General features: G+C 45.1%; 14 protein-coding genes. 2 read left to right on the top strand and 12 right to left on the bottom strand.

All coding sequences use genetic code 11. The annotated features are described in order from the left end of the window. Positions 1 to 129 precede the first annotated feature (129 nt). On the bottom strand, positions 130 to 2,223 hold the full coding sequence (locus ACRRU2_RS25970; RefSeq protein ID WP_432506127.1) for a TerD family protein: 2,094 nt from the start codon (positions 2,221 to 2,223) through the stop codon (positions 130 to 132). A 322-nt stretch (positions 2,224 to 2,545) separates the two neighbouring features. Between ACRRU2_RS25970 and ACRRU2_RS25965 the strand changes: the two genes are divergently transcribed. Next, a complete protein-coding gene (locus ACRRU2_RS25965) occupies positions 2,546 to 3,796 on the top strand; it encodes an ATP-grasp domain-containing protein (RefSeq protein ID WP_432506125.1) in 1,251 nt (416 codons plus the stop codon). Positions 3,797 to 4,127: 331 nt separating this feature from the next. On the opposite strand, the gene ACRRU2_RS25960 is transcribed toward ACRRU2_RS25965, so the two are convergent. Then, entirely contained in the window at positions 4,128 to 6,374 is a 2,247-nt protein-coding gene (locus tag ACRRU2_RS25960; protein ID WP_432506123.1) for an FAD-dependent oxidoreductase, read from the bottom strand. Positions 6,375 to 6,497: 123 nt separating this feature from the next. On the opposite strand from ACRRU2_RS25960, the gene ACRRU2_RS25955 reads away from it, so the two are divergent. Then, the gene (locus ACRRU2_RS25955) at positions 6,498 to 7,316 is read left to right on the top strand and encodes a helix-turn-helix domain-containing protein (RefSeq protein WP_432506121.1); all 819 of its coding nucleotides are present in this window, start codon (positions 6,498 to 6,500) and stop codon (positions 7,314 to 7,316) included. Between the two features lie 101 nt (positions 7,317 to 7,417). Here the strand turns inward: ACRRU2_RS25955 and ACRRU2_RS25950 are convergent, their stop codons facing one another. The 10 genes from ACRRU2_RS25950 to ACRRU2_RS25905 form a co-directional block, all read right to left on the bottom strand. Next, positions 7,418 to 11,440 (bottom strand): stalk domain-containing protein, encoded by a 4,023-nt coding sequence (locus ACRRU2_RS25950; protein ID WP_432506119.1) that lies wholly within the window; start codon positions 11,438 to 11,440, stop codon positions 7,418 to 7,420. 218 nt (positions 11,441 to 11,658) lie between these two features. Then, positions 11,659 to 12,606 (bottom strand): hypothetical protein, encoded by a 948-nt coding sequence (locus tag ACRRU2_RS25945; RefSeq protein ID WP_331701860.1) that lies wholly within the window; start codon positions 12,604 to 12,606, stop codon positions 11,659 to 11,661. Positions 12,607 to 12,706: 100 nt separating this feature from the next. Next, the gene (locus tag ACRRU2_RS25940; protein ID WP_331701859.1) at positions 12,707 to 13,549 is read right to left on the bottom strand and encodes a carbohydrate ABC transporter permease; all 843 of its coding nucleotides are present in this window, start codon (positions 13,547 to 13,549) and stop codon (positions 12,707 to 12,709) included. A 12-nt stretch (positions 13,550 to 13,561) separates the two neighbouring features. Then, positions 13,562 to 14,422, bottom strand: a complete 861-nt coding sequence (locus ACRRU2_RS25935; RefSeq protein WP_432506116.1) for a carbohydrate ABC transporter permease — start codon at positions 14,420 to 14,422, stop codon at positions 13,562 to 13,564. A gap of 8 nt (positions 14,423 to 14,430) precedes the next feature. Beyond that, a complete protein-coding gene (locus ACRRU2_RS25930; protein WP_432506114.1) occupies positions 14,431 to 15,753 on the bottom strand; it encodes a sugar ABC transporter substrate-binding protein in 1,323 nt (440 codons plus the stop codon). A gap of 114 nt (positions 15,754 to 15,867) precedes the next feature. Next, positions 15,868 to 17,490, bottom strand: coding sequence for a response regulator transcription factor (locus tag ACRRU2_RS25925; protein WP_432506112.1), 1,623 nt, complete (start codon positions 17,488 to 17,490; stop codon positions 15,868 to 15,870). Continuing rightward, positions 17,490 to 19,226 (bottom strand): histidine kinase, encoded by a 1,737-nt coding sequence (locus tag ACRRU2_RS25920; protein ID WP_432506110.1) that lies wholly within the window; start codon positions 19,224 to 19,226, stop codon positions 17,490 to 17,492. The genes ACRRU2_RS25925 and ACRRU2_RS25920 overlap by 1 nt, the downstream gene beginning before the upstream one ends. A 906-nt stretch (positions 19,227 to 20,132) precedes the next feature. Further along, complete coding sequence (locus ACRRU2_RS25915; RefSeq protein ID WP_432506108.1) at positions 20,133 to 21,548, bottom strand: sulfatase family protein; 1,416 nt, start codon at positions 21,546 to 21,548, stop codon at positions 20,133 to 20,135. A gap of 28 nt (positions 21,549 to 21,576) precedes the next feature. After that, positions 21,577 to 22,299 (bottom strand): response regulator transcription factor, encoded by a 723-nt coding sequence (locus ACRRU2_RS25910; protein WP_331701854.1) that lies wholly within the window; start codon positions 22,297 to 22,299, stop codon positions 21,577 to 21,579. Further along, a complete protein-coding gene (locus ACRRU2_RS25905; RefSeq protein ID WP_331701853.1) occupies positions 22,265 to 23,776 on the bottom strand; it encodes a sensor histidine kinase in 1,512 nt (503 codons plus the stop codon). Before ACRRU2_RS25905 ends, ACRRU2_RS25910 begins: the two co-directional genes overlap by 35 nt. Positions 23,777 to 23,851 lie beyond the last annotated feature (75 nt).

Below are 23,851 nucleotides of genomic sequence, written 5' to 3'. Positions count from 1 at the left end.
CTAAAATAATCGAAATAGCCTCTATGGCAACCGTTAGGCAATTATGTTATATCATGCATTTATTCCGACTGTTGCTCTGCGAAAGTTGTTTATAAATTGTTATAATTCAAAAACGCCGTTCCCCGCTTCCTAAGAAGCAAGAAACGACGCCATGATTGCCTCCACATCAAATGGAGTTATTCCATGCTGTGGTGAAAATACGGTCTGAGCTTCCTCCGCCCGCTCCACAAGCTCGCCGCGCGCCAAAGCGTGCAAACGGAACAAATCATATAAATTCGGTTTAGCCATCGCAGTCATTGCTTTGCCCATAGCGACTACCCCTGTTTGATGGCTCTCAATATTGTTGTAATAGTTTGGGTTGCGTGTCAAAGCAAGGTCACACCATATTACGGTACGTTCCTTCAAATCCAGCACGACAGGAATTGATATTTGGGTGTTGGATGCCAAATCAATCCGATCAACCACCGTTGCCGGGTCAAACACTTCCCCCGACTGCGGATATTGACGCATCATCCAGCCAGCAAAGCATTCTGGCAAATCGCAAAATACCTGTCCTGTAAATGCATGAAGAGTAGTAACTACATACCGTCCGCCATAAGCAACGATTGATGGAATATATAAATCGATAAATTCGCATGCTCCTTTCGGAGCAGCAACAATATCACCGCTATGCATAGCTACATATTTCTCTGATTTTAAATTTGTATACGAAATATGCTCCATGTAATTCCACTTTTCGTCGTACAGCGCCGCGGACAAGTCAATATCTGTACGTCCTGTTTCTTTCCCCTCAACCTTTCCTTCTTTCCACCATAAGAAAAATCGAATGGTATCGCCTGCAGGCATCGACAGCTTGCTGCCTCGCACTAAAGTACGCAAAGCTTTGCTGGCAGAGCGCTGCGAGAAGGGCACCATATAGTGCTGCAATCGCTCGTCAATGAAAACCTTGCCCATATCTGGCTGCTTAGCAAATCGCACAAGCAGGATGTTCTCGCATATATTTACGACCGACTCACAGGCGTCTGATGGAATAGGAAAACGAGAATCGGGCAGAGCAAATGCTTTGGCCACATTGCCCTTAGGGAAAAACAAGCGCAGCTCATTTGCTTGCTGACGATGTTTGAAATGTGCCATTACTTGCAAAAGAACAGGTGTAGCCACGCGATCTGCAACGGAGTCAAAGAACGAAACGACCCAATCGAAATCATTGCCTTCCAGTCGCAGCAAATGATCAAGACGGCGAGCGAACTCGCCAGGCCGCTCAAGCAAATGTTCTACAGCACGGTCCGTATCAAAATATCGCAAAGCTTCCTCAACATTTCGATTGAATGTCTCAAAAGGCTTGTTGTTGCGAAGAACGTCAAAGGCTGCATGACAGCTGGCAAAACGTTGTTTGTATTCCGATGGATGCAAAATTTCGCCTAGACGAATCCAGCGCTCGCGATATCGCAGCATATCCTCAGTAATATCAGAGCATTGCTCCAGCAATTCTAGCAGCAATCTGCGCTCTGCTCGTTTAAACTTTCGAAAAGGCGTGCTCGCTGCAAGACTAACATCGCCGTCGGATAATGCGACAGCAAGGCGCAGAACGTCTGTCGCCGTTTTAAAATACGGGCGTATTAGAGCGGCATCTGTCTTTCCACAGCGGAGCAAAGCCGCTGCAACAAAGCCAATCTGTTCTTTTTGCGGAATAACAGCGGGCAACAGCTTCTCCACCTGCTCCTCATGCTCAATTGTCCAAGCAAGATCTGCTTTATCCGTTTCCGAAATGGAGGTATTAGCTTCAATAAGCTTACGCATCATTTGCCGGAAATCCTCTTCATCCCCCAGTTCGATAACTTTCAGCTCTATTTGATCAACTAGCGGTTCACGCTTATCTGGCGTTAGGGCTGGCAATTCTTCGGTCAAATAATGAAAAAGGGCTTCCAAATAAAGCTCAGCCTCACTAGCTTCCATCACTTGCTGAGGAAAGTTAGGATACATCGGACAATATTGCACATGGGCGCCAACTAGCTTTTTCAAGCTTTTTGTCAGCTTTTTATGCCACTTCACAAAAGAAAAAATAGACAAGGTGCGAAGTGCTGCCATTAGCGCAGGCGAAAAAGTAAAACCAAGAGCAGAAATATTTTTAAGAGCGGTTGCCAAATATGTATCAGGAAGTGTATGCTGCTCCTGCATTACGATTACTTTTCGGCTTCTGCGCAAATAAATGTCATTTTTCATACTATAATACCCCTTTCAATCAACAGGAACGCCAGGAAAGCCGCTCTCTAAATCCTGGAGTTTTTAGAAGGAAGAAAAACGATAGCCTGACGATCCGTTGTCTGTTCTCTCTCGGAAAGCTGCTCCCTAATACCAAGTCAGGGAATAAGAAGGAAGGTGAGCAATAGCCGAAAGATAAGAGCCCGCTTATGTTTCTCGCGTGATCTCTTGATGTTATTTTCACATTTCGCTACGCTAGCGAACAGGGTGAAAGTATGGCGATATCAAAAATTTTGATATAATAAGAGCAATGAATGTAGAACAGGTGGAACAAGGAGAAAACATGAACCGTTACGATTTTTTGCCAATTATACTTGGAAGCGATGAAAATGCATATGGAAACGTAAGACTCATCCATGAAGCTTACCAGATAAAGCCGCTGCTGCTATGCACTCGGCTGTTAATCCCAACTATGAATAGCCATTTGTTTGATCTGATTCAAATCGACCGATTTGACCATGAAGATGTATTTCCGGGAGCCTTGCTGTCGGTATTGGAGAAACATTCCACACCTGACAGAAAAATAGTCGTCATTCCTTGCTCAGATTATTATGCCGGCATGCTGTCGCGGCATTATAGCAAATTTAAAGGACTTATCAGCAATCATTTTATTTCCGAGAGCTTGCTCGATACGCTAGATACGAAGGATAAATTTTACAAGCTATGTGAAAAGCATGGGCTGGATTATCCGCAAACGATCGTTTGCGAGCCGCATGAACGCGAAATCGCGCTGGAACAAATGAGCTTCAAATTTCCGATCGTCGTAAAGCCCGAAAACAGTAATGCTTACGAGTATTTGCATTGTGAATTTGAAGGCAAGAAGAAGGTGTTTTTCTTTAATGAAAAGGATGAGTATTTAGCGATGGTCAGAAGTATGAATACCTCCGATTATAAAGGAAAACTAATTATACAGGAGTTCATTCCTGGCGGGGACAGCTCGATGCGTGTTATCAACAGCTACTCTGATGATAATGGGAAAGTGAAAATGATGTGCCTTGGCCAGCCAGTGCTTGAAGAATATGCGCCGAAAACGCTCGGCAACTATGCAGCGATTATTTCACGCTCCGATATGAGCATTTATAAAAAGGTAAAGGCGTTTCTCGAAGAGATTGGTTACGTCGGTTTTTCCAATATCGATATGAAGTATGACAGCAGAACAGGTAAATATATGCTGTTCGAAATTAACCCGCGGCTTGGCAGAAGCAGTTTTTTTGTCAGGGCAGCAGGGCTTAATATGATAACTGCGCTGATCGATCATGCTGTTTATGGCAAGGATGCTGACTGTGTATACAGTGATCAAACTGCCCTTTGGTCAAATGTACCGAAAGTCGTATTGCGAAAATATGTAACTGATCCAGCGTTATCCGCTGAAATTAAAAAGCTGTATAAACAGAAAAAAACGCTTCAATCCCTTTGGTATAAGAAGGATTTAAACTTGAAGCGTATTATAAAAGTATCTCGATATTATTTCGGCCACATCAATAATTACCGACGATATTATTTTGACAAGGGACAAGCTGTACCAACCGAATAAATGGCTGATCCAATGGAGCCGTCAACACAAGAATTAAACGCACTAGCGCTGCACTAATGTTTTAACGGAGACTGTCGATTAATTGTGGATAGTTGCAACAAGCAATAGAAAGGGGTGCCACTGCGATCAAGATTGGGATTCGACCGCTGTTGTAGTCCAATTTTTTCTGAATAAATAATAACCCTGTAAAGGATAAAATTGGCCTACAAAGGCGGACGCTACCGCTTCTCCATTCCCATTCTTGCTCTCCGTCCCCCTTTTCTCATTGCTTACGATCGTTGCCCACAATTAATCGACAGTCTCTAAAGCAGCGCTAGTGCTATTTCTATACCTAGCTGTATGCGCGTACCTCAATCAATTCTGCCCGGTCGCAGCCATTGGTGCGTTCGACGACAATGCGCAGCGCGTTTATTTGAGTCAGCTGCATATGATGCCTTTGCATCCGCCTGCGATTGCCGCTCACCTCATCCACCGTTTGCCATTTGTCGTCTGTCAAAGCCTCAATCCGATAGTCCGCTGCAAGCTCTGGCATAATATCGAATGACGTACGAATAAAATGCAAATTGTTCAAATATTCGTTAACATCATCATTCCAAATCAGTTGCAGCTCGTTTATGTCGACTGGCTTGGACCAATTCAATTGCAGCCACTCATGGCGGCCCTCCTTGACCCGCTCGGACACCCACATATGCGGTCCCGCAAAAGGCCGGTTATAGCCATCAATGACCCGTCCAGCCAAATAAGCGTCCGATTCGCCCTGTACGCGGAAGCAGATTGGCTTGCGATTGATTCTCCTCATGCTCCATGCTGCCACAGGCTGGACCAGCTGTATATCGCCAAGCCGCGGATCCTCAGCAGGCGTATCGGTTCGCTCGAAAGACAACACGCCTGCCAGCGGTATATGAGACAGATGCAAGGATACGGCCGGTTGCTTGCGCACAATAACAAAAGCGTTGCAGGCTTCATCCGGCTGCCAGGACAAGGAGACCGTTATCCATTGCTGATCGCCCTGTGGCACTGTCGCCGCTGTTTGTGCAATTCTATGCTTCGGCACATAGTTCTCTCCCCGGCCAGTAGCCCACAGCTCCACCTCGATTGTCGTCGCTTCCAGACTAGATACAAGCAGCTCCAACCCGGAAAAGCTCGGCGACACTGGAAATAAAAACGCTTTGTCCGTATCAAGCGGCAATGCTTCTGCTGCTTCCTCAATCGCAATCATCTTCAGCTCGCTGGAAGCTTCTATAGCTGCAGTTTTCGCCAAATCCTGCTCATCCTTATTCACAAGACCAATGACGGAAGCATCCTGCCGCAGCAAAATTTGCTGCAGCTCAGCCATATGGCTTTCATAAATACCTCGCGGAGTTGTGCCTTTCCGAGCACACAATGCGGCGGCTGTCCCTGCCGCTTCGCCCATCGTGGCGCAAGTGGCCATTACTCTTGTAGTGCCGAATGCCACATGCGATGCGCTAATATTGCGGCCTGCCATCAGCATATTGGAAACATTAGCGGAATAAAGAGACCGATACGGAATATGGTAAATCCCGTCCGAATACATATGCTTTGAGCCGCTTTCTACTGCATACATGCCTTGCGGCGGGTGCAAATCAATCGACCATCCGCCAAAGGTGACACGATCCTCAAATGGCACCTGGGCTTTAATGTCATTTTGCGTCAACACATAGTCGCCCATCAACCTGCGGTATTCCCGCTTGCCCGGAATCGAACCGACCCATTCCAGCGTCAAATGATCTGCGTCAAACTTGCCCGAATTTTTAATATAATCCCAGATGCCGTAAATAACCGCCCACAGCTCATCGCGGATACGCTCGTTTTCATGCACCGTATCCAATTCGCCGCCCCATTCAATCCACCAGTAATGACACCCGGAATCGCCCGATTTGATAATACGGCGCTCCGGGATTGTCGTTTTTGTAATATCTTTAGCAAAAAACGGGGGCACATATTTTACAGGATGGCCGACATCTTTCGTATAAAAGAGCAGCGTGCTGCCGAGTGTAATATCATCTGCTAGCTCAGGCGCCCACTCCTCATTGTACATATCCCTTGCCTCACGTCCGATCCGGAAGCTTGCGCCAGCCAAAAATCCGACCAGCCCATCCCCGGTGCAATCCAGATACACGCCGCTCTTAAACAGAATCCTTCGTTCAGAGCCTTGCATCCAGCCGGTTACGGAACGAATGATGCGCTCCTCTTCCTCTCCTTCTGCTTCGACCTCATGCACATCCGTATTAAGAAACAGCTGGATATTCGGTTCGGCAAGCACCGCTTCCAGCATAACCAAATCCCAGTAATACGCATTTCCTTCCGGGTTGCGGTACTGATTTTCCAAAAACAGCTCGCCCATAATGCCCGTTTCCCGAGCATAGCGGTGCGTGCCTGTAGCAGAAGCGCCGCTTACCCAGACACGTACCTCACTGCTTGAATTTCCTCCTAGTACAGGTCTGTTCTGGACCAGGCTAACTGTGCTCCCCAGTCTGGCAGCCGCAATTGCCGCGCAAACGCCTGACAGACCTCCGCCCACAACCGTTATATCCGTTTCAATCGTTTCCTGTCTCATATCGCCAGCCCCTTATTACTTATTTATACGTAATTTCATCATAAGGGATAAGGTTTTCTTTTTACATTCAATAAGCTATCATACATTTATACTTTATTTCACACTGGAACGGAGTGATTGACGATGAGCGCACAATGGCTGGAGGGGCAGCTGCCGGTTTTGGTAAATGTTTATTACTGGAGGCAAAAGGAGCAGTTTTTGCTAGCTGAGGATGTCTATCACAAGTGGATCTTATTCGCGGTGGAAAAAGGCGCCTTTGCCTATCAGATTGGACAAGAAAGCGGCGTAGCGGAGCGCGGCGAGCTTGTTTTTTGTCCGCCTAATACCGTATTCAAACGCTCTATCCTGCGTCCGTTAACCTTTTTTGCTTTTAATTTTTCTTTGATGCTGCAGGAAGAAGATACTTCTTCTGCGGTGGAAGCTCATCCTGTTCATTGGCCGATTGGCAAAATAAAACCGCTGGACCAGCAGCGGCTCAATTCAACCTTTGACCATTTGCGCCGTTTTTGGGATCAGCATGAAGAACCGTATATTAGCCGTAAGCAATATTTGCTGCAGGATATGTGGAAGGTGCATGGCTGGGAGCAGGAAAGCCTGATAGCAGGCAAGCGAAAAAAGAATGATCCGCTGATGAGAAAGGCTGAGCAAATTATGCTGGAACGGGCATACAGGCCGTTTTTACTTAGGGAATTGGCAAGAGAGCTAGGTCTCAGCCCTGTGCAGTTCACCAGACGCTTTCGAGAACAATATGCGGTCACACCTGCTGAATATGTGTCGGGCCTCCGGCTTAACCAAGCCCGCATCCTATTGGTCGAAACCGACTTTACCCTCGATGATATAGCGCGGCGCTGCGGCTATGACAACGGCTTTTATTTCAGCCGTGCCTTCTCCGCCAAAATCGGAATGCCGCCGTCCGTTTATCGGCAGAACAATCGTATATAAATAAGGAGAGCCCACTGTTGCGGACTCTCCTGTTTGGTTTAACTATTCCATACGCTAGACAATCACAAAAGCGCATAGTCATCTTTAGCTCTCGATGCAGTTTAAAGCTCCGTGGACACTACTTCCTTTGAAATACCCGGCGAGGTCTGGCCGCCAGATACAATAGTTAAGCGGATATTTACTGCTTCACCAACGGTTAAAGCATTTATAAACGCTTCATAATGCGTCGAGAACCAAACACCATTGTCAGTATTGTTCAAGATAATGACGATATCATTCTCCCCGGTCAATTCAACCATTTCGCCGTCCTGCAGCGTGTAGATCATCGATTGCGGCTCATCCCCCATCGTTTCTATCACAATTTGATCCCCATCAACCAGTCCTGATTCCGCCCAGCTTCTGTTGCCAGTATTCTGATCCGCATAAAGCTTAACAGCGTACTCACCACCCTTAATAATATCGACACTGTCAGTGGAAATATCAAAAGGTCCTGGTTGCTCTGCCGTTTTTACTGAAATTTCTTCTTCCGCCCATAATAACTGGTCATCCCAGATTTCTATTCGAATATTATAATTGGTGTTGGCTCTCAAGTCTGTGAACGTGTACCGATAATCTGATAAATTAGCAATCGTGTCCGGATCAATTTGTTCATCATCCAAATAGAGCTCGATACGCTTCCCCTCATAATAATTCCAAGCTATAGTAATACTGTTGGCAGTCTCCTCTACATATTGAATAATAGGAGATGTCGTGGCTAGATAGTGTCCAAATGCCACCATCTCTCCGTCATGATTAACAGCAACTACACGTAACATATATTCCGTATTGGGCTTGAGCTCATATAGTGTTATACCATTTTCTTTAGTTGATTCGTAAGGCTTGCCCTCGCCAATCTTATAGACTTCATAGGTCAAGTTTTCCTCCTCATAACCATCTAACGTATCCCAATAAAGATGGATGAAATTCGTCGTTACTTCAGCCCTCAAGTCAGGTATTTCATAATAAAATCCAACAAGAAAGGAGGTTTCTGCCATTCCGCCTTTACCATCAGCCGCCTTAACTGTAATGGTCGTAGAACCGATATCATGCGGGTTAATGATCATTAGATTCCCTTCTACTTCAACCGTTGCAATAGCGTTACTGGACGAAGTAGCTGTAAATGTTAACGCATCGCCGTCTGGATCATCAAAAATGTACCTTACATTGAATTCGAGAGGCTCTTGAGTGTTCATCATCCGGTCGGCTATAGGCTCAACGACCTGAGGAGCCCTGTTGGTCGGTGTCATTGGCGATGGTGTCGACGGTACTGGCGTCTTTGGCTGCTGAGCTTCCTCCTGCTGCCGTTTTTCCTGCTCCAATGCTTGTTTCCCCCGCTCAAATCTTTGTTTTTCTGCATCCGAAAGACTTTGCTTTAATGCTTCTTCTGCTCGCTTAGCGGCTTCTTCTGCCTGCTTTTTATTCTCCTGCTCAATCCTCTCTCTCTCTGCTTTTATTTTATCAATCATAGAAGCTAGATGCTGTTCTGCTTGTTGTTGCTGCTGCTCACGCTGCTTGTTTTGCGCCTCCTGCTTCTTCTTTTGTTGCTCTTCCAATTGCTTCTGTTTTTCCCGCTGCTGCTTCTGCTGCTCGGATAATTGAAGCGGTGAAACATTATTCAAATCGATCTTATTATCTGAATTCTTATTAACCTCATCTATAATATCCTGTAACCGGTCTCGGTCTACATTCTGTTGATCGAGTGCCTGCTTTGCAATATTGGCGAGCAGGTTTTTTAAATTTTGCTGATATTGATTAAGCTCTTCTTGAGACAGACCTAACGGATTATCGCTAGGGTTAGATCCAGAAAGTTCGTTCTTCCATCTCTCCAGCAACTCCTCATTTTCTTGATCGATCTTCTGCTTCGCCTTCAACATCGCTTCGATGACAGCAGGTGAAGCTTGATTAATGAAATCTGCCAGGTCAGTCATGTAAGGCTCATGAAGCTGTTCAGCACCCAATTCTGGAATTAAGCTCAGTTGCTGCCCAGGATAAACTAGGTTTGGTATCTGAGCCGCTCCATTCCCGCCTGCTTGAACAAGACCGCTATTTACTAAGAGTGTTGATGCCCCAGTTAAAGGATCAACGCCTACATAGAAGTTTGTTCCGCGAACATTGGTCACACCTGTTGGAGTCATTATTTTAAATGTATCATTAGCATTAACCAGGGAGGTCACACTAGCCCCAACCCCTCCGCTCCATAAAACAAAACTTGTGTGTTTTGAATGTGACGCATTGCTTAAATTAGAAATGTACAGCTCCGAGTTTTCGCTAATCGTAATTTCATCCTTGCGATCAACCGTTTTCAATACCGCACTTGAATTAAATTCAGTAACGATATGATCGCCATGATGTAGAGTGATCCCATTATAAGCTCTATAGGTCATTGAACCGCCTGCTTGACTTACCCATACCGTGCCTTTAATCTGTTCAAGCTTCGCTGCTCGCGAATGGCGATCCACTGCTGGCAGCTTTTCAACGGCTTCTGCTATTTGTCTTAAAATAACCGTCCTCGTATGCTGATCCCAGCTTACATCTACTCCAAATGCCTCACTAAAAAATCTAACCGGGACATAGGTGCGGCCTTTTTTTATAAAAGGTGCGGCCTCTATCTCTCGCTGCTCTTCCACATTGGCTGCAGTATATTGGGTAGTCATTACACGGCTTCCTACCTGCAGCTTGATTTTCACATCGCCCTTAGATAATTCAATAGTACGCTCGTTATCATCGAAACCAATCTCATAGCCCATCTTTTCGCTTAATGCTCTAACAGGAACCATCGTGCGTCCCTTCACAATTTCAGGCTGTGCGTCGAAGCTAATGACTTGATCCTCAAGCACAACCTTCACCTGATTATTTTGCGGCAAATTGCTCGGAAGCTCATAAAATTCAAGCTCACGAATGGTATTATTATAGCTGTCCGCAATGAGTAGGCCGCCATTTGGCAAAACAGCTACATCAGTTGGGGAGTGAAGCAGATTATGGCCGTTAATCCCGTCTACTTGACCAAATTGCGAGGGCACACCAGCAATGGTACTTACTTGGCCATCAACAAGATAGCGAATCGTGTGGTTCAAGCTGTCGGCAATAACCAGCCCTTGCTCTTCTGTAATGGCAATACCTCTAGGAGAATGAAAACGTGCCTCCAAGCTGGATCCGTCTGCGTAACCGCCTTCAGCATACAGAGCTTCCTTCGCATACTTCGGAGTCTCCCCTTTAGATAATCCTGCAGCCGTTGTAACTGTACCCTCTGTCAAATCTATATACCGTATAACATGATTGCCTGTATCGCTTACATACAAATTGCCTTTTTTGTCTATTGCAAGACTAGTAGGCTCATTGAATTTGGATGCTGACAATTTGCCGTCAGCATAGTCGCCTGCAAGAACAGCATAGCCCGCTGTAACCTCGACAACGCGATCAGATGGAGCATTCAACGTGGTGACCTGTCCATCCGGGGTTATTCGTCTGATCAAATGATTCAATGTATCCGCAACATATAAGGTTCCGTCTGCAGCAACAGCAACATCTTGAGGCTGGTAAAATCTCGCCCCTGTACCTGCCCCGTCTTTATTGCCAAGAATGCCGTCTCCAGCAATTGTTGACACTGCTCCATCTTTTGAAATTTTTCGAATCAAATTATTCTCTGCATCCGCTACATAAACATTACCTTCCGAATCGGTATCCATACCTGAAGGGCTGTTGAATAAAGCTGTTTGTTTAGTGCCGTCGTGCCAGCCTCCGCCTGGGGCTCCACTCGCATCCTTATCCAACACAAAACCTGCATAAGTAGAAACCTGCCCATTCATAACCTGCCGTATAAGATGATTTCTGCTGTCTGCCACAAGCACAGAACCGTCCTTCAATACAGCTATTCCTTGCGGCATACGAAAAGAAGCTTCTAATGCTGCTCCATCCCAATCATCAAATTCGCCGCTGCCAGCAAACACCGAGACACTTGTCAGTGCCTCTTCGTTCGACGACTGCTCCCCTTGTAACGCCGAAGCTCCTGAAGCTCCCGCTGCCGTACTTCCAATTAACGTCAGTACCATAACAGCAATTAGTAATCTACTGTATAGCAGTTTCATATATCTAACTCCCTTTCCCCTCACTTCTTAAATTCTACCAAATATTATGCCATACATTGTATTCACTTGTAATTGTAACTTTTTATAAAGAATGCTTTTGTGGCTATAGTTACAGTTTTTAGATAAAAAAAGCAAAGAAGGGCCGTCTCCTTCATCATTGAACAATGACAAAAGGAAACAGCCCTTTTTATACTAAACCATTCAAAGTAGATCAATAACTATGCTTGCTTGGCGTCCTCTATCCAAGCCATCCGTTTTGCCTTTAAAGCAGCCAGCTCTCCTTCCGCTTTCCGGGAATCAGCTTCCAGGGCGTTTACTACCATTCTTACTTTGTGAAGACCGTCCAATGTCTGATCTTGGGCATTTTTGATGCGTCCCTGCACAATCCAGTCTGTAATTAAACCATCAAACCAGTAATCAGCCATTTTGAGAGTCCCGCTGATATCAATCTGAATATCTGTTGATCTTTGCAGATCGGCCAGCTCTTTTTGAAATTGCCGCAGCTGGCGGTTAGCATTATGAATAGAAGTTCTGGCATCGTCTACATGGCCGTGCTTAATATGAGTACTTATAAGCCCGCCGTTCGCCCACATATCCCAATTGCCCCAGTTCTCTGCTTTTTCCAAGCTTTCTGAAGCATACGTTAGCGACGAGACAACCCCTCTCCCAGCAGATAGAGCTTCTCCTATTTCTTTGAGCAGCAAGCTTTTATCCGAAATCTGATCTTCCATTTCTTCCAGCTCATGTGCAGCATGCGGGGAATTCCGCAACGCAGCTTCCTTTTTCAGCATCAGTTGGTTGTACGCTTCATGTGCATTAGAAAGCTCGTAAAGAAGATGACCGACTTCGACCAATTCCTCCTTGAGCTCCTGGAGGCTTTGCTGAGCTTCTTGCAGCTTCAACGTTGCTGCCAGCACCTGCTGACGCTCCATCTCGAGCTGCTCGTTTTTACTTCTTAATATCGTATGAAACAAATTGGTCAGCGACATGCTTGTCAGCTTCTCAACATCCGCCTGCTCCATTTCAAGCTCAACTTCAAGCTTTACTATTAAGGCTTCTTGCTCTCGGACACGTTTCAGTAAATTTTCACGCCTGCTCTCCGCTCTTGTAAGCTCATGCTTGCGCTCTCTCAATTGTGCCATTTGTTCAAAATTCAATTCCGACACCTTAACGCCTCCTTTAATTATAGAAGCTTCAACAGTTGTATTAACGTATAACGTTTGTAACTGTTTTAAGGTTTCGTTTTTCCAATGTCCCGTTGTCTAATTATTCTTTAATACCGGTATTAGATACGCCCTGCACAAAGTAACGCTGCAGCGGAAGCAGCAAAAACACTGGAATAATAACAGCGATGACGGATACCGCGTACAGCTCGTTCCATAAAGTGGAGTGCTCGGTTGTGAAATCACTCATCGCCACTTGAATCACTTTATACTCTTTGGAACGGGTAGCAATTAGGGGCCACATAAAAGATTCCCACTGTGAAATAAACAAGAGCAGCCCTGCGCTGATCGTAACCGGTTTGCATAAAGGCATAATGATGGAACGGTATATTTTCCACCAGGTGGCGCCGTCCAGACGTGCCGATTCAATTAGGGAATCAGGCAAATCGAGAAAAAACTGCCGATACAAAAAGATAACTAGCCCATTGGCCACTGCAGGCACAATCAATCCGTAATAAGTATCGATCCAGCCTATTGATGTAACAAGCCCGTACAGCGGAATCGCAATCACTTCGAACGGGATCATAAAAGTAAGCAGCACCACGCCAAATAGCAGCGTCTTTCCTTTAAATTGAAATTTGGCAAACGCAAAGGCAGCCATCGAACCGAAAATAATACCAAATAGAACCGTCATCATAGCGACGAAAAAGGTATTGAACAAAACTTTGTCGAAATTGCGGACTGTAAACAAGCTGATATAAGCATCAAAGGTAATATTAGTCGGCAAAAATGTATACAAGGTCACGGGAGACACGTATTTGAAAATATCCTTTAACGGCCTCAGTGAGGAAACAACCGCAAATAACAATGGAAATACAATTATGAATGCCGATAAAACCTGTACGGTGTACATCGCCGTGTTCGATGCATAATTCCTTTTGAACAACTAAATCCCCTCCTAAACCTTAGACCTGAACATGCGGAATTGAACGGCGATAATACACAAAATCAGAATCAGCAGCAATATGACGATAGCCGAAGCTCTCCCTGAATCCGAATAAACAAATGCGCTAGCGAAGCTTTCATTCATCAGCACATTCGTGCTGTTCTCAGGTCCGCCTTTAGTCAATATATACATAGGGGCAAACAACAGGAAATTAGCAACCGTATCCGCGACAATAACGAACGTAAGCGGACGCTTCATAAGTGGGAACGTTACATTTTTGAACTGCTGCCATTTTCCTGCGCCGTCAATGCTGGCGGCTTCATATAAATTTGACGGAACCTCCTGCAAGCCGGCGAGCAAAAAGATAGCCCAATAGCCTACACCCTTCCAGGTGGCAATCGCCATAATCACCCACAGCGCCTGATCTTTACTGATCAGAAACGGCTGCTGCTGCAGCCCCATGGCGACTAAAGCAGAGTTGACAACGCCCTGCTCCGGGCTGAGCATAATGCTCCACAATATGCAGGCTATCGGAAGCGATACAGCTATCGGAACAAAATTGATGCTCCGAAATATATGGATCCCTTTCAGCTTGACGTTCAGCATCAGCGCGAGCAAAAATGCCAGCGCGATTTGAATCGGATTTATGAACACATTAAAGATCAAAGTGACGTATACAGAATTCCAAAAGCCGCTGTCCATAAACAGGTGCTTGTAATTATCAAGTCCCGCGAAGGATTGCTGTCCTGCAATAAATTCCGGCGTATACAGACTGTTTTTGAATCCAAGCACAATTGGGTATAGTTTAAAAATAAGCAGCAAGGAAAGTGCCGGAAGCAAGAACAAGTAAGGTGCGTATATGATTCTTTTCATAGTGCGGCCTATTTGACTACACTTTCATATTTCTTGAGTTGTCTATCCATTTGAACGGCTGCCTCGTCCAAAGCTTTCTTTGGTTCCGTACCGTTTTTAATATCATCAAAGGCTTGATTATACAGCGACTCCCAATCCAGATAACCCGGTGTCAGCGGCCGGGAAACCGCCGTATTTTGCGCTTCGTAAGTTGCGATGCGGTAAACGTTGTTAGGAAACTCATCGAATTTCGCGTCAGATTCAATCTGCTTCAATATATCGATATTCGCTGGCAGATCCTTATTGCCGTCAAACCAGATCCGCGCTCCTTCACCGATCGTAAAATATTCAATAAACTTGGCTGCCGCTTCCTTCTTCTCCGAATATTTATTAATGCCCAGATGCCAGCTTCCCGTTGGAGTGGCAACCTTCTCGCCCGCGAAATATGGATGCGGCGCAATGCCGTAATTGATTTTCGCATCAAGAAAATCTTTGGTGCTCCACGTTCCGCCTACAAACATGGCAACTTTGCCGGATGAGAAATATTCTTTGGATACATCGGGCGCCACTCTCGGGCTGATCTTCCAAGTATTGAACATATCATAGTAAAATGATGCCGCTTTGACAGACAAATCCGAGTTAATCAGTCCAGCAGTCGAAATGCCTTTATCATCGATCACTTTCGCACCCAGGCTTTCCGACAAGGCCAATGTTTGATAAGCACGGCTTACCTGGTCAAAGCTGAAGCCGAATACATCGCTTTGGCCGTCACCGTTCGTATCGTAAGTAAGCTTCTTGGCCGCTTCGACAACCTGCTCCCATGTCCAGCGCTTCTCAATGTCAAACTCGGGAGTTTCAACGCCCTTTTCTGCGAATATATCTTTATTGTAATAAAGCACCTGTGATGAAGTGTTCATCGGAGCCGCCATCAGCTGTCCTCCGTACTGACCGGCATTGATGGAAGATTCGATCCATTTGGAGCTGTACTCGCTGGAAGAAATATATGACTCTAACGGCTCTAAATAACCTTTAACCGTGTAATTGGCTACCAAAGGTCCGTCAACCGTAATGACGTCGTAATCCTTTGACTTGGAGCCCAGCTTTACTTCAATCGTTTCGAACAATTGGCGGAACGGATAGCTCTCCACCTTCACCTTGATGCCGGGATACTTATTTTCAAAGCCCGCTATTACATCCAGAAGGCCTGACTTTTCCCACTGCCCTTGAGAAATCATCGTAATTTCAGTAATCTTGCCGTCAGATTCGCCCGAACTGCCTTTCTTCCCTGAGGAACAGCCAATCATGGCTACTATAAAAACGCTTGCGAATAAAACAATTAAAGCTTTTCTCATTTCTAACCCCTCCTGTTTTGAATTTTTGCCGGCTGTTGAATAAAGTGTAAAGGAGGTTTGCTTTTCGTAACACAGGTAACATTTTTAGATCGTAGATGAATTTTTTAAGAATGCCTATTGAAGAGCATCCCGGTATTCCTGCGGCGTCAATTGAAAATGCTTTTTAAACAGCTTTGTAAAATAAGGCGTTGACTGATAGCCGAGCTGCTCTGCAATCTCATAAATTTTAGAGTTGGAGCTGCGGAGCAAGTAGCGCGCTTTTTCCATACGGTATCTGAAAATATAATCGCTTAAGTTCTCCCCGGTTTCCTGCTTGTACATGGCTGATATATACGCCGGATGCAGTTTTAAATGATCGCTGAGCTCCTGCAGCGACACTGTCGTCAAATTTCTCTCAATAAATTGATGGACTTGCAGCAAAAACGGACTTAGCATGCCGCCGGTCTCTTGTGAAATTTCCTGCTCGATTTTGGCCAGCACATTAAACGACCAATTTTTAAGCTGCTTGGCGGAGCGCAGCAGCGCGCTGTTTGCTTCCAAGAGCCGTTGTTGGCCAAGCACCGACGCCAGTTGATGGCCGCAGCTGTGCATGATACAGTAATAGGCATTCGACAAAGCATAATAAACCTCTGCCCGGTGCTCATACGTGTCCAGCCCTTCTATGCCTAATTCTTCAAAAATATAGGCCAGACGGTCGCGAGCATCCTGCCACCGGCGTTCCTCCAGCATCTGAAGCAGGACTGGCGGTTCGTACAGCCTTTGCAGCGAGCGCAAGATAGACTGGCGATAGGATGGCATGTCCCAAAGCTTCAACAAATGCGCCTGTTCCTGGTCCGGAAGTTGTTTTATTGCTTGTAGTGCATGATAATACAGCTCGCCAGCCTGATCGGGAAATGCCGCTTCTCCGCTCACGACAACCGAAATACTGCCCTTTAAGAAAGCCGCCACATGGCCTTGAAGCTCGCCAGCCAATTCGCCCAGCAGCTTCTTCATTTCCACTTGTGCGGATCGAGCTTCTCCCTTGAAACTTAGCAGCATTACAAGATAGTGGTAGCTGTCTTTGCACAGCCATACGTTAAAATAAGAATGGAACACTTCCTCCGCGATGTTCATAATGGCAAATTCGAACAAGGAAGTGCTTTCTTCGTCATAATCAAGCAGCCGATTTTCAATCCGGAGCAGCATTAATACAGCGGTGCCTCCAATTTGAAAAGGGATTTCCAGCCGGTCAAGCTGCTCCTCCAGCCTTTTGGGATCGCCTTGCTTGCCATTCAAAAACTCCAGCAGCAAATTTGCTTGCAAAAGCGAAAGATTAGACCGCAAGGTTTGCTGCAGCTTCTTATTCGTGCCTTCCTCTTCATTTCTGGCCTTCGCTTTCTCAACCTCCAATTTAATCGTTTCCACCAGCTCTTCTTTTTTGACAGGCTTGAGCAGATAAGCCGAGGCTTTATGCTGCAGCGCTTGCTGGGCATACCCGAACTCTGCGTAGCCGGACAGCAGAACGCAAGGAATCCGTTCTTTTCTACCATGAACATATTCGCACAGCTCAAGGCCTGACATTCCCGGCATGCGGATATCCGTTACGATCAGGTCAATCCGGCTTCGTTCCAGCAGCTTTACCGCCTCCACCCCGGAATCAGCCGTATAAACCTCTTCAATACCATCTATATCATTCAAATATAAGGCCAGCTCTTCTAAAATAACCGGCTCGTCATCCACTAATAATAAGCGCGCCATCAGCCATTCCCCTCCCAATAAATCGTTACGCGCACAGAAGAATCATCGTTTAGCTTTTCTATGCGCAGCCCGGCTGTTTCGCCGAACTCATGCTTTAACCGCATATTAACATTTCGCATCCCGCAGCTTGACTCATTATCCGCCTGTTGATGAAGGCGTTCCCTGATCTCTTCTAATTTTGTGTCAGAAACTCCAACACCGTTATCTTCGACAGCAATCCAATAGAAACCGTCTTCTTTATATCCGATAATCGTAATCTTTCCTTTGCCTAATTTCGGCTCCAGACCATGAATCAGCGCATTCTCCACAATAGGCTGGATAAGCAGGCGAGGAATAGAAAGATGCTGCATTTCCTCCGGCATACGAATCTCGTAATTAATCCGCTGCAGCCGAAGTTTGTGTATCTCCAAATAGTTTTGAATAACCTTCAGCTCATCTTCCAGTTTCGTATGATGATTTTCAAGCCTTGTCATATACCGGTAGTAATCACTCAAATTATAAGCCATGGCCACGACTGATTCCTGCCTGCCCAAATTAGCGGAGCTAATAATAAAATTGAGGCTGTTATAAAGAAAATGCGGATTAATTTGTGCTTGCAGCATCTTGAGCGTAGCCAGCCTTGAACGGTTTCTCTCCTCATACACATTCTCAAACAAGTGTTGAATTTGGCCAGCCATTTCATTAAATCTGACTGTAATGTAATCAAATTCATTATGATACCAGCGGTTAATCCGCGTATTAAAATCTCCTGTTTGAATTTTCTTCAATACGCCAGTTAGTGCTTTTAACGGCTGCTGCACATTTTTATACATAAAAAAAGAAGCCAAAAATCCGAGCAGCAGCAGCAGGCCAATGCAGCCATAAAATAAATTCCGGCTCATCGTGATCGGGGCAAGAATTTGCTGGATCGGCGTATAATCCACCATATAGAAATCAAGCGCTTGGGAATAGACGTAGTTAACAATATACGTTTTATTATGAAGCTTCGTTTGCATCGTACCTCTCTCTTGCAGCTCTTCCTGATCCAAAGCCTGTATAACGGCATCCGTAAGGGAGAAATCAGAGGTTTCATTATATACGACTTGCTTCTTATTATTTATCATAAAGGGGTCGCCCTTGCTGCCCGATTTCAGTTGATCCAATAAATTGGACACGGTTTTCTCGTTGACTGACATTTGAACAATGACAATGCTTTGGTCAATACGCCCGGTATCATTAATCGGACCTCCGGCCGTATAAATAAACTTTGCTTCGCCTCCTTCGGAATTAGCGGGCATATAGATCCAGCCGGATTGCCTCGAGCTTCGTTCCAATTGCACTTCATCATAAACGCTGAAAATTTGATTAATGCCTGTAGTAATGGTCCGTTCTGCAGCTGGAAAGCTGAGTGAAATTTCATTGAACCAGCTGCTTGATGAGCTTTGCAGATGAAGCTTTTCCTGCACGATTGATTCCGTCTGGATCACCCGCTTTTCATCCTGCTTAAACAACGCTTTCTCAAGCTCCAATACAGACGGATCGCGCGACAAGGAAATCGTATTCATAGCCAGTGTATAAGCAGTCGCATCCATTTGCTTGCGCAAAAATTCCAATTGGTTGCTGTTTTCATTCTGAAGCAGCCTCTCTACAACTTGAACATTCATTTGATTGAGAATGCCGTACACAACCAATGTGATGATAATAAAAATAGAGATGGCTATATTCATTTTGCTGTATAGCGTCGTTCTTTTTTTCATTATTTCCTCCATTCCGGTTGCTGCAACGCTTGGGCAAGTACGAGGTAACCGTTTTCTTTACACTTCACTATTGTTCAAACGGTTAATTTCTGTCAAGCGGCATTTTAAGAAGGAGTTGGATTTGAGAAGGATAAAAAAACAAAACCGACTTCATTAGGTAGAAGTCGGTTTGTTATTCATTTGCGCGATTCGCGATCATACCGAAGCAACTCGAACGAACATACAAAACTGTAACGAACCTAAGGAGGATGTCGATTAATTGTGGGCAACTATATACGAAGCATGGGCAACGATTGTATTCGTAATTTCGCATAAAGACTGTCACTAGTTTGTTACTATCGTTTACGTTTGTTCCACTTTAACGGTTGCCACAGGCACTAATTGGCCTAAAAAACCGCTTTTAAAATTCTAACGGTTCTAGCAGCGCTTATTTGCCCCAAATCGGGCTTATAAAGCAAAAAAATAGCAAATAGCGTTAATGGCAACCGTTACAAATTCAAAACTGCCTTTTTTGAATAAATAGCGCTTCTCACATCCGTTACAGTTTTGCAAATCGTTTACTGGACCTTAGCAGATGCTGCACAGCTGCTAGTTTCTATTGCGAAAAACAGGTAATGATAATGTAACGAATCCAGCCAGCGCTATCCGTGAACAAAACACTGTTTTAGGCACCTTTAGACACACATAAGAACGTATAGTTTCGTTAGATTTTCAAAAGTGGCTTTTTCGGCCAAATAAGGCTTTCACGATTCGTTAGAATCTGCGCCGCCCCATATCAAAAAAACCAACCAGCAATTTTGCGTTTGCCGGTTGGTCTACTATAACTTTACTGGTTGGTTCTACTATTCACTTTGCTAGTTGGTTCACTGTTTGCTTTACTGGTTGGTCCCAAATAGCCACCGTTTCCTACTCTATTTCCTCCACAGGCTCATCTTGCACTTCCTTCTGCAGACGATGCAGCTCCTGCTTCAGCTCACGCGTAATATCCGCGTATTCCTCATTATGATACACGTTGTTCAGCTCATACGGATCTTTCTCAAGGTCGTAAAGCTCCCACTCTGGCGGGCGGTTTTCGTCGATGGAGCCGGATGTGCCAAGCGCTTCGCCATAATAGTAGATAAGCTTGTAGCGCTCTGTGCGAATACCATAATGGGAATACACATTATGATGCTCGTCCAGATGCATCCAGTAGCGATAGTACATCGATGTGCGCCAGCCCTCAGGCGTCTGCCCTTCCCAAATCGAACGCAGGCTATAGCCTTGCATTTCTTCAGGAACAGGAACGCCCGCGTAATCCAAAAATGTCGCAGGGAAATCAACATTCAGCGCCATCGCATCTGTACGTGAGCCTGCCTTGATCTCACGCGGATAACGAACGATAAACGGCATGCGCAGGGACTCCTCATACATAAGGCGCTTGTCATACCAGCCATGATCGCCAAGGAAGAAGCCTTGGTCAGATGTATATACAACGATTGTATCTTCCGCAATGCCTTCTTTGTCCAAATAATCAAGCAAGTTGCCAATTGATTCGTCAATGGACGCCACGCATCTCAAATAATCCTTGATATAGCGCTGATATCTCCATTTTTTCTCTTCAAGCGGCGTCAGGCCTTCCGGCGGTGTTGCTTTCAGATCGACTAGATCATTCATGTCGGATTCGATACGCATTTTTGCTTCTTTTGCTGCATCAGAGCGTGTCGCATAGTCATCATAGAAGGTTTCCGGCTCTGGAATATCAATATCATCATACAGATTAGCGTATTTCTCAGCCGGCTGCCATGGACGATGCGGCGCTTTGTGGTGACACATCAGCAGGAATGGACGGTCTTTATCCCGTTTTTCCAGCCAGTCGATGGAGAAGTCGGTAATGAGCTCTGTTGCATAGCCTTTGAACTGCTTCAGCTCGCCCATTTCATAGAAATGAGGATCATGGTACTCCCCTTGGCCCGGCACGACGGTCCAAAAATCAAAGCCTGTAGGGTCAGCGTTGCCGCCATGTCCCAAATGCCATTTGCCGATCATAGCCGTTTGGTACCCATCAGCTTGAAGCAGCTTTGGGAAGGTCATTTGACGGCCGTCCAGCTCATCTTCAATCGATTTAACGCCATTAAGATGATTGTATTTGCCTGTTAAAATAGCAGCTCTGCTCGGCGAGCAAATAGAGTTGGTGCAGAAGCAGTTATCAAATAAAATACCTTCGTCTGCAATGCGGTCCAGCTGCGGTGTTTGGTTAATACGGCTGCCATAGCAGCTCATAGCGTGTGAAGCATGGTCATCTGACATAATAAATAAAATATTGGGTCTGCGATTCGTACTCAATGTTAGTCACCCCGAATAGTTATTATAGTTAACCAATCTCAAATAGAAAGGTTATATTTAATTTGCGAATTAAATTAACAATTTCCCGTGTGCGTTTCATATTGAATTTCTTAAGTAAAGTATTAATTTGCGACTTGATGGTAACAGGCTCCACCATGCGCATCCGCGCGATTTCGTCTACTTTATAGCTTTCAAGCAATAGCTTAATAATTTCCCGCTCCGCCTGCGTAAGCTGTGATAATATCGTCATAAAAAATAATAAGCTGCTTTCGGTTTGCTTCAGACGAGAAAATTCGGTTTGCAGCTTGGAAGCCATGGAGGAGGAGCCTTTTGTTTGTTCTTCGAAAGCATCCTCTATGCTGCGCAATATTTCGGAATGCTCAGCAGATTTGACTAAATAATCTCTAGCATTATTGAGCGTATAGGCCTTATAGATCGTTTCATCATCTTCATGCACGGTCAAAAAAATGATGCCGGTCTGCGGCTTTAAAGCAGACAATCGGCTTGCTGCTTCTATCCCGTCCTGATGGGATTCCATCTCAATATCCATGAGTATAATGTCTGCATCGGACTGCGATGCCAGCTCTACAGCCTCTGCGCCGGATGAAGCAGCCCCCACAAGACTCATATGCGGACAATCTTCAATCATCTCGGAGAAATCCTGCCGCAAAATTTCATTATCCTCAGCAATTATAACCCTTATATTCTCCTCTTGCCTAGCTGTTTGGCCTGTAGATGGGTAAGTAAACATAAAATGTCGTACCCTCCCCTAGTTTGCTTTCAAAGCGTACAAAACCAAAATGTGCTTTGACGGTTTGCTGGACATAAGATAAACCAATTCCCCAATTCGTATTGGAATTTTTGCGTGTATAGAAAGGCTCGAATATACGATTCCTCTGCCCTTTTTCTATACCTACTCCGTTATCTTTAATCTGCAATACAATTCTGTCCCCTGCCTGATAAGCATCGAAGCTGACGATCTGCTTACGCCCATTAGCCTCATTGTCTGCAACTGCATCGAAGGCATTGCTTAGCAAATTGCATATCGTCTGAACAATATAAGGACGGTCAGCAAGCAAAAACTGATCCTCAAACTCATTCGTCTTCAGCAGCTTTCGCTGGCTTTCCTCAAGCTTTTTAAGCACATCATCATAAATAACGCGCAACGGCGTAGGCTTTAGCTGCATCCGGTTAGATTTGAACGCGCTGTACAGCTCATCCATCCGCTGCAAAATCTGCTCATTGCTTTGAGCGAGCTGCTCCAATTGCCCGCTTATTATTTCCTGCGCAGCAGTTTCTTCATTCTCTTCCATGCTTTTCTTTTTCATATTGCGAATAAGCACACGCTGGGCCAGCAGCTGATTTTTGATGCCATGCGTAAAAATACGAACGCCCATATTGTTCTCCCGTATTTTTTTCTCCAGCATCATTTCCGGCTTGCCGATTTGTCCAATGAGCTTGTTATATTTCCACAAAGACATCGTGCCAACAATCGTCATCAAAAAGCTGACAACAATCATCACGTACCATTGCACTAGCGACAATGTATGCCCATAGTAGAGCGTTCCGAGAAAGGAATTGTTAACAGCAATTGCATGGCTTACCTGCAACGGTGAAAAAACGCCAAACAGCATAAAAATAATTTGCAAATTCACTACTGTTATAAGTACAATCATAAAATTGTTTTTTAGCCAAGGCGTCTTCATCCGCTTAAGCTGTCTAAACAATATATATAGCGTACCCAGTACGTACATAATATTCAACCCGCGCACAATAACGGCAGTCCAGGTATGCACCGTATCAGATGCCCCGGCAGTAAGAGCGGCATAAATAGTCGGCTCATAGATCAAATAATTCATTAATGCAAATACAAAAACAGCACCATAAAGGTAACGTTTTTGATTACGGCCAATAATATCGCTCACGTTGATCACAAATCCGGCTGAGAAGAACAAAAAGACTGCTCGGCCTATGCATAGCAAGCGGCTCATTTGATCGATTGTAATCATGGAATATTGAAAATAACGATGGATGTCCGTATGGAGAAAAAAAATAATTTCCATGCGATACGGCAGCCCGCCGCTCTTAGCAAAATAAAACATGAAACCGACGATGAGCAGCATGCTGCCAATAAAGCTGCCGGCAAGCCAGGTCGATGTCGATTTCATGCTAGTTAAGACTAGGACGATTCCCGTAATCAGCATGATCGCTAAAATAAATATGATCATTTTCTCTAGCCCCTAGTGGAATAGTAACGACAGAATATCTGTCGTTACTATTCTAGCATGCTCTTTGAAGTCGGG

Source organism: Paenibacillus sp. GXUN7292 (genome assembly GCF_050864975.1).
In the GTDB taxonomy this organism is placed as follows: Bacteria; Bacillota; Bacilli; order Paenibacillales; family Paenibacillaceae; genus Pristimantibacillus.
This window is presented reverse-complemented; position numbering and strand designations above follow the sequence as displayed.